The sequence below is a fragment of the Bacteroidota bacterium genome (genome assembly GCA_030706565.1).
GTDB lineage: Bacteria > Bacteroidota > Bacteroidia > Bacteroidales > JAUZOH01 > JAUZOH01.
On sequence record JAUZOH010000036.1, the window covers coordinates 1 to 16,653 of the forward strand.

Annotated in this window: 12 protein-coding genes and 2 tRNA genes; 7 read left to right on the forward strand and 7 right to left on the reverse strand. The window is 41.0% G+C overall.

All coding sequences use genetic code 11. From position 1 onward, the window contains the following. The 5 genes from Q8907_03595 to Q8907_03615 form a co-directional block, all read left to right on the forward strand. A partial coding sequence (locus Q8907_03595) for an alpha/beta hydrolase (protein MDP4273345.1) occupies positions 1–214 on the forward strand: 214 nt, incomplete at its 5' end. Positions 215–287: 73 nt separating this feature from the next. Continuing rightward, complete coding sequence (locus tag Q8907_03600; GenBank protein MDP4273346.1) at positions 288–953, forward strand: CAP domain-containing protein; 666 nt, start codon at positions 288–290, stop codon at positions 951–953. Positions 954–980: 27 nt separating this feature from the next. Continuing rightward, positions 981–2,300 carry an SUMF1/EgtB/PvdO family nonheme iron enzyme gene (locus Q8907_03605; GenBank protein ID MDP4273347.1) on the forward strand — a complete coding sequence of 440 codons (1,320 nt, stop codon included), beginning with the start codon at positions 981–983 and terminating at the stop codon, positions 2,298–2,300. Positions 2,301–2,537: 237 nt separating this feature from the next. Beyond that, a tRNA-Ser gene (locus Q8907_03610) sits at positions 2,538–2,626 on the forward strand. 22 nt (positions 2,627–2,648) lie between these two features. Next, positions 2,649–2,722 (forward strand) — tRNA-Pro (locus Q8907_03615). Between the two features lie 175 nt (positions 2,723–2,897). Here Q8907_03615 and Q8907_03620 read toward each other — a convergent pair. From Q8907_03620 to Q8907_03650, 7 genes are all read right to left on the reverse strand, one after another. Beyond that, positions 2,898–4,025 (reverse strand): hypothetical protein, encoded by a 1,128-nt coding sequence (locus tag Q8907_03620; GenBank protein MDP4273348.1) that lies wholly within the window; start codon positions 4,023–4,025, stop codon positions 2,898–2,900. Between the two features lie 27 nt (positions 4,026–4,052). Beyond that, a complete protein-coding gene (locus Q8907_03625; protein ID MDP4273349.1) occupies positions 4,053–6,134 on the reverse strand; it encodes a tetratricopeptide repeat protein in 2,082 nt (693 codons plus the stop codon). A gap of 310 nt (positions 6,135–6,444) precedes the next feature. Next, entirely contained in the window at positions 6,445–6,870 is a 426-nt protein-coding gene (locus Q8907_03630; protein MDP4273350.1) for a hypothetical protein, read from the reverse strand. A gap of 98 nt (positions 6,871–6,968) precedes the next feature. After that, entirely contained in the window at positions 6,969–7,991 is a 1,023-nt protein-coding gene (locus Q8907_03635) for a hypothetical protein (GenBank protein ID MDP4273351.1), read from the reverse strand. 23 nt (positions 7,992–8,014) lie between these two features. Continuing rightward, a complete protein-coding gene (locus Q8907_03640) occupies positions 8,015–9,001 on the reverse strand; it encodes a hypothetical protein (protein ID MDP4273352.1) in 987 nt (328 codons plus the stop codon). Between the two features lie 13 nt (positions 9,002–9,014). Continuing rightward, entirely contained in the window at positions 9,015–10,328 is a 1,314-nt protein-coding gene (locus Q8907_03645) for an OmpA family protein (protein ID MDP4273353.1), read from the reverse strand. Positions 10,329–10,428: 100 nt separating this feature from the next. Next, positions 10,429–11,217, reverse strand: coding sequence for a helix-turn-helix domain-containing protein (locus tag Q8907_03650; protein MDP4273354.1), 789 nt, complete (start codon positions 11,215–11,217; stop codon positions 10,429–10,431). A gap of 363 nt (positions 11,218–11,580) precedes the next feature. Here Q8907_03650 and Q8907_03655 point away from each other — a divergent pair, with 363 nt between their 5' ends. Next, on the forward strand, positions 11,581–13,944 hold the full coding sequence (locus Q8907_03655; GenBank protein ID MDP4273355.1) for an alpha-L-rhamnosidase N-terminal domain-containing protein: 2,364 nt from the start codon (positions 11,581–11,583) through the stop codon (positions 13,942–13,944). A 36-nt stretch (positions 13,945–13,980) separates the two neighbouring features. Beyond that, a complete protein-coding gene (locus Q8907_03660; GenBank protein ID MDP4273356.1) occupies positions 13,981–16,527 on the forward strand; it encodes a glycoside hydrolase family 2 protein in 2,547 nt (848 codons plus the stop codon). Positions 16,528–16,653 lie beyond the last annotated feature (126 nt).

A 16,653-nucleotide genomic window follows, 5' to 3' on the forward strand; every position in this document is an offset into this window, starting at 1 on the left:
ATTACCTCCTCTGTTGATCAATTCGGGCGTGGATGACGAATTGTATGAAGACGGAGAAAAGTTTGCCCGGAAAGCACAAGCTGCCGGAGTTGAGGTAATTTTCAGGGCAGGGGAGGGCATGGTCCATTGTTATCCCTTGTTATCGCCCATGTTTAAAGAGGCAAAAGCAGCAATGGAGGAGATTGTGGAATTTGTCAGGAAATACCTGCCATAAAAATTATAAATTTATATATTGTAACTATCTGATATACAGATAATTAAAAGATTTTGGATATATAATTGATTTTATGAAATACTGCCTTATTTTTATTTTATTTCTCCGGATGACCGCAGCAGTCTTTTCTCAGACCGGAAGTCCTTATACTGCCGAAGAATACGAAAGGGCCAACACGGCTGCCCATGTTGCTTATTTGTCCCGGGACGAAAAAGAAGTGATCCGGCAACTTAACCTGGCCCGTATGGATGCCCGGCGTTATTGTGATTATTATGTTGAACAATTTATCAAATATCAGAATACAATATATTCTCCTAAGATATTGCCGTCCAACCGCTACCTGAAATCATTGAAAGCTGATGCAATCAAAATAAAAAACCTGCCATTGCTTTATCCCGACGAAAGGCTGGCCAGGTCATCAGCTTTCCATGCCCGGGATATGGGGATCACCGGACGTACCGGCCATGATTCGTCCAACGGAACTTCCTTTGAGAAAAGGCTGTTGAAGTACCTGGGTACCGATACCCTGGCTTATGGCGAAAATTGTTCGTATGGTTTTGAAGAGGCCAGTTATATTGTTTCAGACCTGTTGATTGACAACGGAATCACTTCGCTTGGCCACAGGCATAATATCCTGAGCCCGGAATTTCATAGTGTGGGCGTTGGCATATTTACCCACACGGTTTATCGGTATAATTGCGTGATGGATTTCAGTTCTGGTATGCACCCGCGTAAATAAAATGTTTTAATCAACTTTGGGCAAATCATGAAAAGAGTAGTTTCCTTATTTTTATTCATATCACTATCCTTTCTTGTTTTTGGACAGGAAAGGAAGGCAGTTGATTTTAAAGGCTTACAACATTTCAGGGATATGGTTTATGTTCCTGGTGATACATTTATCATGGGCCGGGTTTCTGCATCCCGTCCGCAGTTCAATCCGGAAGACTCGGATTTATTGTACATTCCCAATCCGCGCAGAGTAGAAGTCCATCCTTTTTACATCTGTAACCATGAAGTAACTAATGCAGAATATGGGGAATTTGTAAAGTGGGTAAGGGATTCGGTCATTCGTGCCCACCCTGAAGATCCTTCTTTCTGTTATTTGAAGGATGAAAGCAATTTCAGAGGGTTTTCAAAAAAGGAGTATAACACAAATCTTTTTGTGTACCATGGGGTTTGTATTTATCCGGATACCTTGTGCTGGTCAAGGACCCGTTATCCCTTTGCTTTTATTCAGTTTGAAAGCATGTGCCGGATTTATTTCAATGACCCAGCTTTTAAGGATTTCCCGGTAGTGGGCATTAACTGGTATCAGGCAATGGCTTATTGCCAGTGGAAGACGGTGCAGCTTAAGGCTGAGGCTGCCCGCCATAAAAAATCAATTTCTGTATCTTTTCGCCTTCCTTCTGAAGCCGAATGGGAATATGCGGCATTAGCCCTGCCCAAAGGGAAGGATCATGATGACGGGCAAAGGTTTTATCCCTGGAAAGGTCTTGAGTTTGTTGGATCGAAAGGGAAGTACAAGTGCAATATGGGCAATGTTGTTGATCAGCATGGGATTACCATACAGACTTTGGTCTCGGATAATTTTCTTTTTACTTCAAAAGTAAAATCCTTTGCTCCGAATATTTTCAAATTATACGATATGGCGGGCAATGTATCCGAATGGGTTGACGATTCTGCCGGTTCGCAGTCTTGGGGAAATATTCCGCTTAATCAGCAGGCTGATACTTCAAATTATTATGCTAATGTGAAGGAACAACTGAATCCATTTCCTTCTAGGGCTGAAAAGTTAGAAATCATAACAGAAATGCTGAAGAACCAGGGCGTGAAGCTCGACAGGCTGAATAACAAGGTTTTGACTGCAAAAATTGAAGGCTTGTACCAGGCCTATTATACGGAGTACCTGGTATTGTTGAAAATCCGAAATGAATTGATTTGTAAAGGTTCTGATTCGAGGATAGTGAAAGGAGGGTCCTGGGAAGACGGGGCGGTTTATCAGCAGTGTGCTTCCCGTCAAGCCCTAGACAGCTGGAAATCCAAATGTTCGCTGGGTTTTCGCGTAGCAATAGGCGTTCAGTATTGAAAAAAACTTAAGTTTTGGCTTTGTAAAAAAGAAAAAATTCAAGCTTAAACCGATGGCATAAAGCTTTTTAAGCACCCTGGAGCCATAAATTTTTATTTCCGGATTGATTTTCGTGGGATTAATTTTGCGAATGTAAATGAATTTTATACTTTTGTCACTCGCTTTCCAAAAGACACATTTAGAAAGCAAGGATTTTGACCTTACAGAGAGTAAGGGATAAGCAGAGTGCACAAACCCGGAGAGGTGGGTGAGTGGCTGAAACCAACAGTTTGCTAAACTGTCGTACTGGGCAACTGGTACCGGGGGTTCGAATCCCCCCCTCTCCGCTTAGGTTTTTAAAGTTTATTACGGGGTGTAGCGCAGTTGGCTAGCGTACCTGCTTTGGGAGCAGGTGGTCCTTGGTTCGAGTCCAAGTACCCCGACAAAATGGGTTTCAGCCCTAATCAAAAGCCTGCAAATTGTATGATTTGCAGGCTTTTATTTTTAATAATGCATAACAAAGTGTATACGGAATTTGAAGATTTTAATAAGACAGGATTTACAGGATTAACAGGTTATTAAAAGTTCAGTGCAATTCATTAGTTTCTTAAACTAAAATTACTTCGAATAAATCTTTCCACAAAGTCGAAAAATGTTGGACCAGATCTCCTGTTTGCCGTATAATTTACTCATCAGATATTCGGCCAAAAAGAATCCTTCCGGGCCGTCATTGTAAAAGCGCGGTTTATCTATATTCTGGCTATTTCCTCCAAGCGACCAGTATATAACAAGGAGCTGAACTTCATTTGAACCGTTGATCAATGCCGGATTAATCCTGATCAATGCATCTCCGTTTTCCCTATGTTCATATGGGACCAGCTCCGAAACATTATGATAATCCTCCATTGCCGAGGCTCCTCCATAATAGGCCTGTCTTTTCCTTTCTTCCGGCGTTAATGCCGAAAGTTCCTTCTTCAACGAGGCTACAGGATCAAGCGACTGGCTGCCGTAATCATTGTTATTGACTTCTGCCCTGAATTCCTCCATCTGCTGTTTGAAACCTTTAGCTGTTTCCGGGTCTGTTTTCAGTAATTTCTGGTAAGCTTTTTCCATTTCCTTTAATGTCGCCTGATAATCAGAATTGGTGACTTTGTAGTCTTTCTTTCCTTCATTTTCAATAAGAGCTTTCAGAAATTCTTCCTGGGAAACGGGGATAAAAAACGGTATTTTCTTCTTATACACGATCGTTACTTCCCCGTGATCATTCCGGTAAATTGGAAAGCCATAGAAATAGTCCACTTTTTGCGGGCAACGGTAAATGCCGGGTACAATCGGAGACCCAACCATTTCAAGAGGATCATTCACACTAATGCTGAGTTTTGGCCCACCCTCTGTGGGATATCTAAGGCCTTCTTCAAACATGTAGGGTAAAAAATAGATATCAAGGGTTTTATCAAATCCCGAACAAGATACTTTTATACCCTGGGGCGGGGCAATGGAATCCCAGGAGGTAAGGATTGAGCAGATTTTATCAAATACTGGTTTATAACTGCCGCTTGTTTTTATGCTGACTTCTCCCTTGGTGAAGGGTAAAAAGGTCCGGCCATCCACTTCAACTGTCTTTTCTGAAAAAGGAGGGCGTTGCTGGGCAAGCATCGTGGTTGGCAGCAGGAACAATAATATTGCAGCAATCCTTGATTTTCTCTGAAAGGAATTTGTGTTTTTATAAAAATATGCTCGTTTCATCAGCTGTTTAGATTGTATGGTTGATCTTTATGGTAAAAAATTTGTATTCATATCTATAGTTGCTCCGCTGTCCAGGGCAATTCGGCCGCTTACCTCTGTTTCCGCTAATCCACCAATGCCTGCTTTGACGCTGCTTGTAAAACCTACATCCTTTACGGCATTTTGCCCTATTGTAACTTCGACTCCAACCGTTGCCTCTCCGGTGAGGTTTCCATGTCCGTATTCGGCTTTGGCCCCCACACCCGCCCAAATAGTGGTCTCATGTTTCACAAAATCTCTTTTTGCCGAGGCTAAAATACCTTCACCTCCCGATACCTTTACATAGGTACAAGTTAATTCAAAAGAGAAAGTACCCAGTCCGCCCTTTAATCCATCGCCCAACGGGCAATTTTCAGGCTTTTTCTCAGGCTTGCCAGTCTCCTCTATTTCAGCATCGGAGGGTGACGGGGGTTCAGGTTCAATGCACTGAAATTCATAATACTTCATAGCATCTTCAGCCAATCCTAAAGCCTGGGAGGCCAATGCTTTTTCTTCTGCTAAAATTTTTGCTTCCCTGCGAAGATTGTAAAATTCATTCAAAGCCGGTGCATAAATTTTTTCGAGTATCGGATTTGTGAAAGCATAGTAGTCCGGTACCGTTTTTTTTAATTCTGCTTGCAAAGTTGACAAAGATTTGTAGCCGCCCGCAAGTAAAATATCCATTTGTTGCTTTCCCAACTTGCATAGTTTAAAGTTGATTTGTTTTTTCTCAGCTTCAAATGGTTGGGCTTCCTTTGCCAGTCTTTTTACGCAAGCATCATTGCCCATACAGGCTATCATCTTTTCATAAATCGGATTTAATATTTTATCCAATTGCAGATTTCTCTCTATAAGCGGAGACATAGCATCATTGTTCTGCTCCATGAGTTTCTGCGCGTTTTTTGTAAATTCCGAAGATTTCCGTACAGCCTGACCAAAATTACCGGATTCACCCCAAAGCAACAAGTCAATATCATCAAGCATCATAGTTTCTTTGGAAAAATCGCGGTTGTAAACTATCGAATTGTCCGGATTGTGCATTGCCCGTTCCTGTTGTGTTTTTATCAGTTCTGAAAGCGATTCCATTTTTTCAGTTACCTGATCGAGTCGTGAACTGATCCCGGTAACGTAATTCCGGATTACCTGTTCTTGCGGAGCCATTTTCTGGGGCTGCTCATAAACTGGAATTTCAGGCACATTGTAATCGCCCGTGTTTTCTCTTTCGCCTGAAAGCGGTTTCTCATCTGTCTGGTTACCGGAAGAAGAACTTTCCTGTGCTTTTTGGTAGGCTTTGACTCCTGCAAACGAATATCTTTGGCTTAATGCCTTGTGGAGATATTCTTTGGCTTTAAGATTATTCCCCTTCCGACTGGCGATCAATCCAAGTCCCAGGTAAGGAGAGGTCATTTCGGGGGCAACCTTCAGGGCGTTATTAAATTCAATTTCTGCTTTTTCATATTTTCCGGCCTCGTAATAAACCCAGCCTGTGTTGGACAAAATCAATCCGATTCCCGGTTTGAGGGTATTGGCATACTTCAATATCTGCAAGGCTTTTGAATAATCGCCTGCATTTTTCAATGCCACAGCCAGGTTGTTGGCGGTGAGAATATCAACGGGATTTCGGACTGCACTCCAGGCGCAGGTATAAATACTGGCTGATCCGGCACCTTCCATCATGAATATGGCCCCATAATCGGCGCCTTCAGTTGTTTTTTCTGTTTTTGCAAGCAATTCGTTCAGTTTAGGAAGATCGCCTGATTTTGTGCCGGAACTTTGCATCAGCGAACGGGCAAGTTTAATGTAGCTTTCCCGGTTTAAAACCGGAAGACTTGAGGGAATCTCTGCAGTAGCAGTTTTTTTAACGCGTAGAGATGTTGCTTTTTTTGTTTGGTAACTTTTCGTTCCATTCCCATACTTGTTCTGCATTTTCTGTCCATAATCTTCCAGTGCTTTTTGTTCTGCTTCGGTAATTGTAGTGCCTGATTGCATCTTTTTTATGATGCGGGAAATTTCAGGTGGTACCTGAGCCTGAAGTAAAAAAACTGAAAGTATCAGACTGAATAATAAACTTATTGACCGTTTAGTTTTCATTTTTTATAAACATCAAACGATTAAATCCTTATAGATTGAATTCCTGTTCTTTGGGCCATATCCTCAACTTTACATTTACCTTAGTCACTTTTTCTCTATAATTACGTTTTATATAGCTTCTGCTTATTGAAATTGTGAAAACGCCCTTAGGATTAGCAAATATTAGTAAATATCTGCGATTCTGACCCTGATGTTTCAGGATTTGCGATTGTTGGGTTTCCGGTTTTTGTCGATGCTTTTATTTCAATGACCGAATTTTTATTCAGACAAACCAGCTTCGGGCAAATTGCTTTCCTGTCATCTTACTTTTTTATTTTTTCTCAAATTCAGTAATTATGTCAATCATTGGGCGTGATTTTTCTCCGTCAAAGCCAATTGAAAGTGCAACCGTCATTCCTGTACTTTCGACTTCAGAAAGATATTCGAACGTAGAATTTCCCTTAGCCAAAAGTTGCCGTGTATTAGAAGCAAAAAGATATACCGTTATGGGATATCTTCCTGTTTCTGTTGGTTTCAGTTCGCCCCAGACCAGATAATCGCCGGAGCTTTGGCCGGGGCCGGTCAGAACTTGAGAGGCTGGAGACTGAAGAATTCGAATCGGCTGAAAATCAAGCGAAAAAAATTCGTTTGAGTCTCTTGAATTTAAGAGTAACTGATTTACACACCCAATGCTAGCGTTGTATAACTGCGAATCAGGATTGGCAACACAAACAGCGATGTCAAAGATGTTCACCATTCGCTCACAGTTTTTCCCGAAATTGTCTGTGAAAAAAAGAAGGATGAATACCGCAATGAAGCCAGCTTTATAAAATTTCCTGCGCATAAGAAAATTGTTCAGTTGTTTTTAGTAATCTGACTTCCATATAACCGTAAGGAACCGTTGTATGTGGCTTTTTCTGAACCAGATTCGGAATCGGAATAAAAAGTGCCGGAAATGGGCGTTACATAGTTCCCTACAGGTTTGATCAAGAAATTAACCAATTTCATGACGTTGATATGAGGCATATTTTTAAAATACGCTTGCTCAAACTGGCTTTCAAACGCCTGTTTTTTAGCTTTATCAGCTTCCAATAGGTTGTTTGCCATTAAAGCATTTGCAAGATCCTGCCCATAAAACGATCCACAACTCACATTTACTGAAAGTCCGGGAGAGGAGGTCTGCAGTAGTCCTGCAGCTTTTTTCATTTCGACAGCTGCTGCCGGATCTGCAAGTTCCAGTTTATTCAGTGTTTCTTCATCAATCAACTCTGTTTTTGTTCCAGTCGAATTTAAATTTTGGTTATTGTTGTCCGCCACGACATTTCGCACAGGATGAAAATGAGGATCGGAACTGCCGGCGATGGTAACGCGAAATTGAAGCTGATCCAATCCCTTTGTGTATTTTTCAGGGAAATCAGGAATGGAAAAATATACTTTTAGAACCGGATATATTTCTCCATGAGCGTTAATTTCTGTCAATCCTCCATTTTCCCACCACTTTGCATGTTTCTCAACCTGCATCCAATTTTCTTCTTCCCGGAAACCGCCATCCGGGATGTCTACCAAGCCGCCTCCTGAATACCCGGAATAGGCATCATATTGATTTTCTGCATAACCGGTAAATTCTTTGGGTTGTGCCTTAAAAAATTTCAGGTCATTCAAGTTAAACGATAACAGTACAGGTGATTTTATGCGATACGTTTCCTCTGATTTCGTCCCGTTTTTAAAATCTATCGAATGGGTGAAGGAAAGTTCAAGTTCGCCTTTGATGTTATAATCGTATCCCGTAAGGCCATGAAGGGGTTCAAAACTATCCTGGGCTTGAGCAAACGGACATAATGCTAATAAAAACAATAAATGAAAAAACCAATTTCCCATTTTCACCAGCCGGATTTTCTGCATTAATAGATGAATACGTTGGAATATTGATTGGATTTTCCAACCCAGTAATCATAAGCAGAAGATAAAGTATGGGCATATTTATCGACAGCATCGAAACAATACAGGTCCTTTACAGGTAAGGATGTTTGGTGTTGCAGTTTCGACATTTCGTTCTCAATCTCTTCGAGTCTCCGGTAATCGGGCAGGAGCATTTTTAGGTCGCTAAGGTATTGTGAGATATAGTTGACTTCTAAGGTAGACATTTCCTCACAATACTGAAAGTTCAGATTGTAAAGTTGTTTTTCAGCAGCTTTCGACCGAGCAATCTCTGCAGGAGTGCATATCCCGGAACAAATCTGGCTTTCTAAAGGTTTGGCTTTTAAAGTCAGTTTTTGTTTCAGGGTTGTGTCTTGTAATTCAATGTTTTGATGCAGTTTATACTCCTTTGTTCCTAAACTTTGCATACGTTCCGAAATAACTTTCTGCTCTTTTGCCAGCTCAAACAACCGTTCATCTTTATCCTGCTTTTTTAAAGTTGCCTGTGGATTTTTCTGTGCTTTTTGCATTTGCTGGTTGGCATATTGCTGTGCCCATTTCTGCTGTTCTTCTTCACTCATATTGGCGACCTTCGAAAGTTCCTCCATCGACAGGTTGTATTGGTTGCCAAGCGATTTGTTGGCTATTTTATGTGCCTGCTCTTCGCTGATATTTTCGTCCTTAAGTTGATTCATATCGTTCATGCTTAAACCGGCCTGGGCAGCTACGGCTTTATTAAAAGCAGGTTGCCTTTCGGCACTAATCCGGTCGGCTACTTCCTTCAAGTCAGATATTATTTTGTTAACCTGATTTTTGAAGTGGTTAACCACAGCTGAATCCGTACTACATACATGGTTGGGAACGGGAGGAAGTTGTCCCAGAAAAGCTTCGGGGGTGGATTGTGATTTTACGGCTGCTGCCTTTAAAAGCAGAGCCGCTGCACAGAGAATATAAAATTTATATGCTTTCATTATTTTCTGTTTTTTAGATTTTTATAAATTCCACACGCCGGTTCTTTGATTTGCCTTCTGTGGTTGTATTCGGGGAAATGGGTTCCGATTCACCTTTTCCGTCTGTTTGAATCCTGTTTTCACTGATCCCGAATTCCCCGGAAAGTGCCTTTTTAACTGATGCAGCCCTGCGTTTTGACAGATCGAGATTTTTTGCATTATCCCCGTCGCTGTCGGTATGGCCTACAATTTTAATCCGTACATCAGGATTTTCCTTTAATACCTTTGCAATGTCATTTAAAGTCCCGTAAGATTCGGCTTTTACTTCGTCCTTATTGACATCAAAGTAGATCCCGTAGCATACCAGCTTCCCTTCGGTAATCAGTTTGCTCCGTGTATCGGGCGCTGCCGTGGTGATTTTCAGGTTCGTTACATAAGGTGTACTATGGGTACTCCATCCGCTAAAACGAATACGGTTAAATTTGGTTCCTGCATGAATATTGGTTGGCATGTCTAATACTTTTGCCCCTTTATGATAGATACGAAGTCTGCGATTTTGCACCCAAATAATAACATGGTTAACTTGTTTTACAACCACAGGATTTGTTGAAGATTCACCTTCAAGCCAACCGCCTATATCAAGGCTGTTATTGTATCCTTTGGTGTACCAACGGCCTTCTTCGAATGAAACATGCAATCCCTTTTGCCCGGGAAACAGATCATCGGTTAATTCGGCATTCCCCTTGTCTTCATAAAAAGTCAGCGCATAGCCGTTGGAAAAATCCCCATCGGGTATGACATCAAATTCCATGATGAAATTTTCGGGGAAAGCTATCTTTTTTGTATAACAATAAACAGCATCCTCCTTATTCATGTGAAACCAATGGCCGGGCGCAATATTGATCGTTTTTACTTCTCCTCCGCCATTGGTAGTCCATAAAGCAGGAAAATCTCCTATGGCATCCTGAGAAAAATCCTCATAATAAAGAATTTTATCTCCGGGGACAAAGTCATATTTGGAATAAGATTCTAATTTGGGTTGGGTGGATTGAGTCGGGTTCCCTTCCTCTGTTTCCTTGTTTATAGTTTGAGTGTCCTCGGTTGCCGATTGGGTAGTTTTGGTTGAAGAAGCCTGTTTTTTATTTTTCTTGGCTGATTTCTTTACGGCATCTTCTGCTTTATCCATGCTTTTTTCAACGGCTTCTCCGGAACGGTTCTCTATACGTTCTTCAACCTGTTCCTCGGTTTTTTCTTTTATCTGATCGCCTATTCTTTGGAACAGGGACTGAGAATATGCCCGGGTATATAAAAATACGGCCAGACAGATTAGAAGTATTTCCTTTTTCATGATGGTTTTGCTGTTGAAAATGTTTATAACATAATTAATTAACAGCAAAAAAAAGGAGGAATACAATATATTAATTGTAAAAAAACGACAATTTACATTTTCAATTTGAGAACATCCGGGTCAGCTGCAGGTCCCTTTTCAGGAAAGTACCCGGAGTTTCGCCGATAATATCTTTAAAGTCATTGATAAAATGAGCCTGGTCAAAATAATTACCAACCACCACCAAATCCTGGTAATCGACTACTTTTTTGTTCTTGATTTTTTGCAGTAAATAATTTAATCTGGCAATCCTCACTAAAGTTTTGGAACTGATGCCGGTGCGTCTTAAGAAGTTCCGTTCCAAAGTACGCTTACATGCGCAACAATCCAGCATGAGGTCTTTCAGCAAGGTTGTTGTTCCTTTTGCCATGATCTGGTTGTAGAGTTGGTCGATGGCATCGGGGACATAGGTTGTTTTTTGAACCTGATTAATAAAGCGGGTGAAATAAGAGATCCTTTCCCCTAAAGATTTTAAGGCGGAAAGATCTTTCCAGACCGGATAAAAAATGGGGTCAGGCAGATTAATGATCTGTTCGGAATTGGTGGACAAATTGATGTTGAAAATACGGGAAAATACGGTGGGTTTGCATATAACCACAAAAGAATCCATCATTCCCTGGCAATGTAATGTTAATGAACGGGAAAGAATTGGCGTGGCAAAAAAAGGTTTTAGTTTTATGTTTTTTTCTTTCAATACCAGGGGCGTTTCTTTGAAATGAAAGATAATGGCAATGTCGGCGCGGGGGACAAATTTATCTCCCGAAAAAGGTTCATTGAACTGAAAATTTTCGAATTGGCTGACCAGCCAATTCTGCTCAATATCTGCTTTATAGGATTCTAATCGAAACATAGCTTCTTTTCGGTACAACAGAAAGTTATATACAAATATAATATAATTCTGTTGATGAAATATTTGATTGTAAATAATAATGAATAAGCTGTGAAGTATTGATTTTAAAGGACAGCTACTTTTTGGACAGCTCCACGTTTAGCTCTTAACAGAAATTATTTATAAAGCTTCATTAGAAAGTATTAGTTTCCCGGGAAAATATAAAGATCCTTTTGAGCGTAATGAAATGAAGCGAAGGATCTTTAGGTTATATTGAAATTTTAATCATACAACAAGGATTATTTTATTAGTTTAGTGTTGTTTTATCTATGACGCTTAATAAATAAAAACTATCTGTTATATTATAATCATCACTAATAAAAAATGAAAAGACTATTAATTAGTTTGAAACTGGCATTATTCCTTATGTTTTTTTCAGTTTACCAGGTATATGGTGCAGAACCTTCTTCAAAGTGGTTAAAGAACCAGTGGGAGGCTTCCTGGATATGCTGTCCGGGTAAATCTGTCTATGATTACGGGGTATATCATTTCCGCAAATCTTTCTTTTTGAAGGATATTCCTTCTTCTTTTGTCATTAATGTTTCTGCGGATAACCGCTATCGCTTGTTTATTAACGGGCAGGATATTGGTTGTGGCCCTGAACGCGGGGATATTGCTCACTGGTATTTTGAAACCTTTGATATTGCTCCTTACTTGAAGAAAGGGAACAATACCCTTGCAGTACTCGTGTGGAATTTAGGAGAAAATCCCCCGGTAGCGCAAATGACTTTACGCACCGGACTGATTGTTCAGGGCAATTCAGGTCAGGAAAAGGTTGTCAATACGAATAAGGGTTGGAAGGTATTATGTGATACGGCTTATTCTCCTTCTGTTGATCGTCGTTATTATTCAGGTTGTAATGATATTATCAATGGACTTAAATACCCATGGGGTTGGGAGAAAACCTTATACGATGATGGGAAATGGGCTGAGGCTCGTGTAATGGAAAGGGGGCAGCCCTACGGCTTTGGCGACCGGGTTGATCGTGTCCTTTTACCCCGCGATATTCCCATGATGGAAGAATCCATTCAACGTATGGCCTCAGTTAGAAGATCTGAGGGTATTACTGTTTCTCCCCTGTTTTTGGAAGGTTCGTCCCCGCTTATTGTTCCTCCTCATCAGAAAATATCGTTTTTAATCGACCAGAAATTCCTTACCACGGCTTATCCGGAAATGTTAATTAGCAATGGCAAGGGAAGTTCGGTTAAAATTACTTACAGTGAAGCTTTATATAAAAATGGGCAAAAAGGGAACAGGGATGATATTGAAGGAAAGAAAATTGATGGATATTATGATCAGTTCTTTCCGGATGGTGGAAAAGACAGGCTTTTTAGCACATTATGGTTCAAAACTTATCGTTACATCCAGGTTGATATTCAAACCGGTAATGATTCATTGACTGTTCAGGATTTTTATGGAAAGTATACCGCTTATCCCTTTAAAGAAAATGGCTTTTTTAAAACCGATGTGGCCGGAATTGATAAAATCTGGACTGTAGGTTGGAGGACTGCCCGGTTGTGTGCCCATGAAACGTATTTTGATTGCCCTTATTATGAACAGTTGCAGTATATCGGGGATACCCGTATTCAGGCATTGATTTCACTTTATGTTGATGGCGACGACCGTTTGATGCGGAAAGCGATCAAAATTTTTGACTGGTCCAGATCTTATGAAGGTATTACAACCAGCCGCTATCCCAGCCGTTTTATACAGTATATTCCTCCCTATTCTATGTTTTGGGTGAATATGGTTCACGATTTTTGGATGTTCAGGGATGATCAACAGTTTATCCGTGAATGTATCCCCGGAATTAAAACGGTACTTGAATGGTTTGCATCTAAGGTGGATCCGTCAACAGGAATGTTGGGGCCAATACCTTATTGGAATTTTGTTGATTGGGCAAATCAGTGGAAAGCAGGTGTCCCTTCTTATGGCTCAGAAGGCGGTTCTTCTGTAATGACCTTACAATTTGCATACACGCTTAAGGATGCCGTTGATCTTTTAAATTCTTTTGGAGAACCTGAACTGGCCAAGAAATACAAAACATTGTACCAGAATTTAATTAAAAGTACAAACAAGCTTTGTTGGGATCCTGCCAGACAATTATTCAGTGATGATATCAAACACTCAGCTTATAGCCAGCATGCCAACATCCTGGCCATTCTTTCAGACGCCCTTCCTTCCAAAATGCAGCAACCCTTGTTTGAAAAGTTGAATAGCGATACTTCCTTAATCCAGACTACTTTTTATTTTAAGTATTATCTCATTCAAGCCATGAAAAAAGCAGGCCTGGGTGATCGTTATCTTTCAATGTTGACCCCCTGGCAAAATATGATTGATATGGGATTGACCACCTTTTCTGAGACACCCGAACCTACCCGTTCCGATTGTCATGCCTGGAGCGCCAGTCCTAATTATGACCTGTTGGCAACTGTTTGTGGAATTGTGCCTGCCGGGCCAGGCTTCAAATCTGTACGCATTGAGCCTCACCTGGGTATGGCCAATAAAATACATGGGAGGGTACCTTATAAATCAGGATTTATTGAAGTGAATTTAGAGAAAAATTCAACCCTTGTTAAAGGAACGGTATCGTTGCCTGAAAATTTAAACGGCCAATTTATCTGGAAAAATAAAAAAATAAAAATTGTACCCGGAATCAACAAAATAGAGTGTAAAACCGGACTTTAAGGTTTCTCTTTTATACCTTTTTAAATATAGAAAATAATGAAAATAAAATGGATTATTTTTTCTCTCAGCATGTTGGTCGTTTATCCGTTAATGGGGCAGGAGTCGGCTATTCCGATAGATAAATCTACATTTTACAGCTTGGACGGCAGTTGGGAACTTACAGGATATAACCCGGATAAATCTAAATATATTAAGCTTAAGGCTGCAGTGCCCGGACAGGTGCATCAGGATCTTCTAAAGGCCGGATTTATTCCGGATCCATTTTGGCGGGACAACGCTGAACAATGCCAGTGGCCGGAACATTGGGAATGGCGATACAAAAAAACTTTTAACCTGCCTGCAGATTTTCTTCAGCATAAGCTTATCCTTCAGTTTGACGGACTTGATACTTATGCCGAAATCTTTATCAATGGGCGTAAACTTGGGAATACCGAAGATATGTTTCTGCCTTATGAATTTGATGTGAGCGGGGATTGGTTGATGCCTCAGAATAACGTACTTGAGGTTCGTTTCCTTCCAATTGAAAGTATGGTTGGAGATAAGGCTAAGTTGAAATTATATACGGGTGCTTTTGGAGATTATATGCGTTCGTACGTGCGCCGTATGCAATGTACTTTTGGCTGGGATTGGGTAAACCGGTTTATTACGGCCGGTATTTGGAAATCCTGCCGTATTGCTTCTTATCCTGTAGCCAGGGTGGAAGATGTATTTGCCTACACCAAATCCATAACTGCCAATGAAGCAGAAATGGAGCTTGCAGTTAAAACAATTGATTACCAAAAGTCTGATCTTAGCCTGAAGTTGCAATTGTTGGATCCAAAAGGGAAAATTGCCTGGGAACAAACCTCAGCAGTGAATAATCCTGAAATGAAATTTGATGTTTCGGTTCATCATCCTCAGTTATGGTGGCCTAACGGGTCTGGAGAACATCCTTTATACCAGGTAACTGCCATTTTGATGAATAAAGCCGGTGAAGAACTTCACAGGTACACGGTAGAGACAGGGATTCGGACTGTTACCGTTGAAGAATTGCCTGATGCCGACAGGCATGGTAAATCATTTACATTGATCGTAAATGGGAAGAGGATTTTTGCTAAAGGGGGAAATTGGATACCGGCGGACCCTTTCCCTGCGCGTATTACCGGCGAAAAATATGATTTATTGATCAGACAGGCTCACGATGCCGGAATGAATATGCTGCGTTCCTGGGGAGGAGGAATTTATGAAGCCGATGCTTTCTGGCATGCCTGCAACCAGATGGGCATAATGGTTTCCCAGGATTTTTTGCTGGCCTGTGCCCGTTATCCCGAAGATGACCAGGATTTCAGGACATTGTTGACCAAAGAATTTACGGCGAATATTAAGCGTTTAAGGAATAATCCCAGCCTGGTATTTTGGTGTGGGGACAATGAACTGGGATTGGGGCGCAAACCTTCAGATACCTGGTCGTGTAAACGGCTTCAGCAGACCTTAACCGCTCCTCTTCTTGCTAAGATGGATCCTTCCCGTAAATTTACGCCTACTTCCCCTTATGGAGAAGATTCTTTGACGACCAATTCTTCTAAATACGGTGATTGTCATCTTTCCGGTTATATGAATGATGATGTAAGGTTTGGAGACTTGAAAGATTACCGGAAAATCATTGCCAGGAATAGTACAGGGCGTTTTACCAGTGAAAGTTCCACGGCAGGGTCACCTTCCAAACGAAGCCTGCTGAAGTTCATGAACGACGAAGATTTATCGACAAATGAGATGTTTGAATTCCACACAAAGGATAATCCTTATTCAAGGGGTGGATTGACTTTATTCAGGTTTTTGCAAAAATCTGCTTCTGCTTTGTATGGAGTAGCGCAGAATACCGATAGAAGGATAAGCCAGCTTGAATATACCCAGTATGATTTCGTCCGCTTATCGATGGAATGCAGCCGCTTACACAAGTTTTATTCCAGTGGCATTTTGTTTTGGATGTACAATGATTGTTGGCCGGCAGTGGGATGGAGCCTGGTTGATTATTGGGGAAACAGGAAGGCCGGTTGGTACGCTTTTGCATCTGCCGGCCGCCCGGTCATTGCCGCTTGCGATCCTGGCGATAAAACAATAAAGTGGTGGATTTGCAATGATGAATTTAAAGATGTTAAAGTTAAGGTAAAGGTAAGTGTACAGCCCGTTGAGGGGAAATCCAGATGGAGCAAACAACTTGATGTAGTTGTGCCAGCAAACAGCAGTAAAGTAGCACTTGAGGTTCCTGTTAACCAGATGAAAGAGAAATTGGGCAATGATGCAGTTTTAGTTTGCGAAGCCGAATATGCCGGGGGATATGACAGGAGCTATTGGACCAGCGGGTTGCCCAAAGAGGTTCAGTATCCTGAAAATGAATTAAAGGTCTCTCAAAAAGGCAATGGTTATGAGGGAGAACTTACTGTTAAAACCGATAAATGGGCAAGGGTGGTAACCTTGGATGCCGATGTTGATTTTGAGGACAATTATTTTGATATGCTTCCCGGGGAAACCAGGACGATAAAATGGAAATCACGTGGGGTGAAAATTACAGAACCCATAAAAGTTACTTCCTGGAATCAGTAAGATAACTTCGTGTTCTCTGTGCGGGGTTAATTTATTTTTTGAGTCTTTGCGCCATTTCGCGTGAAAACACATTTCTCGCAAAGGCCCTAAGGCGCTTAGTTTTAATGAAAAGAATAATATATCTCA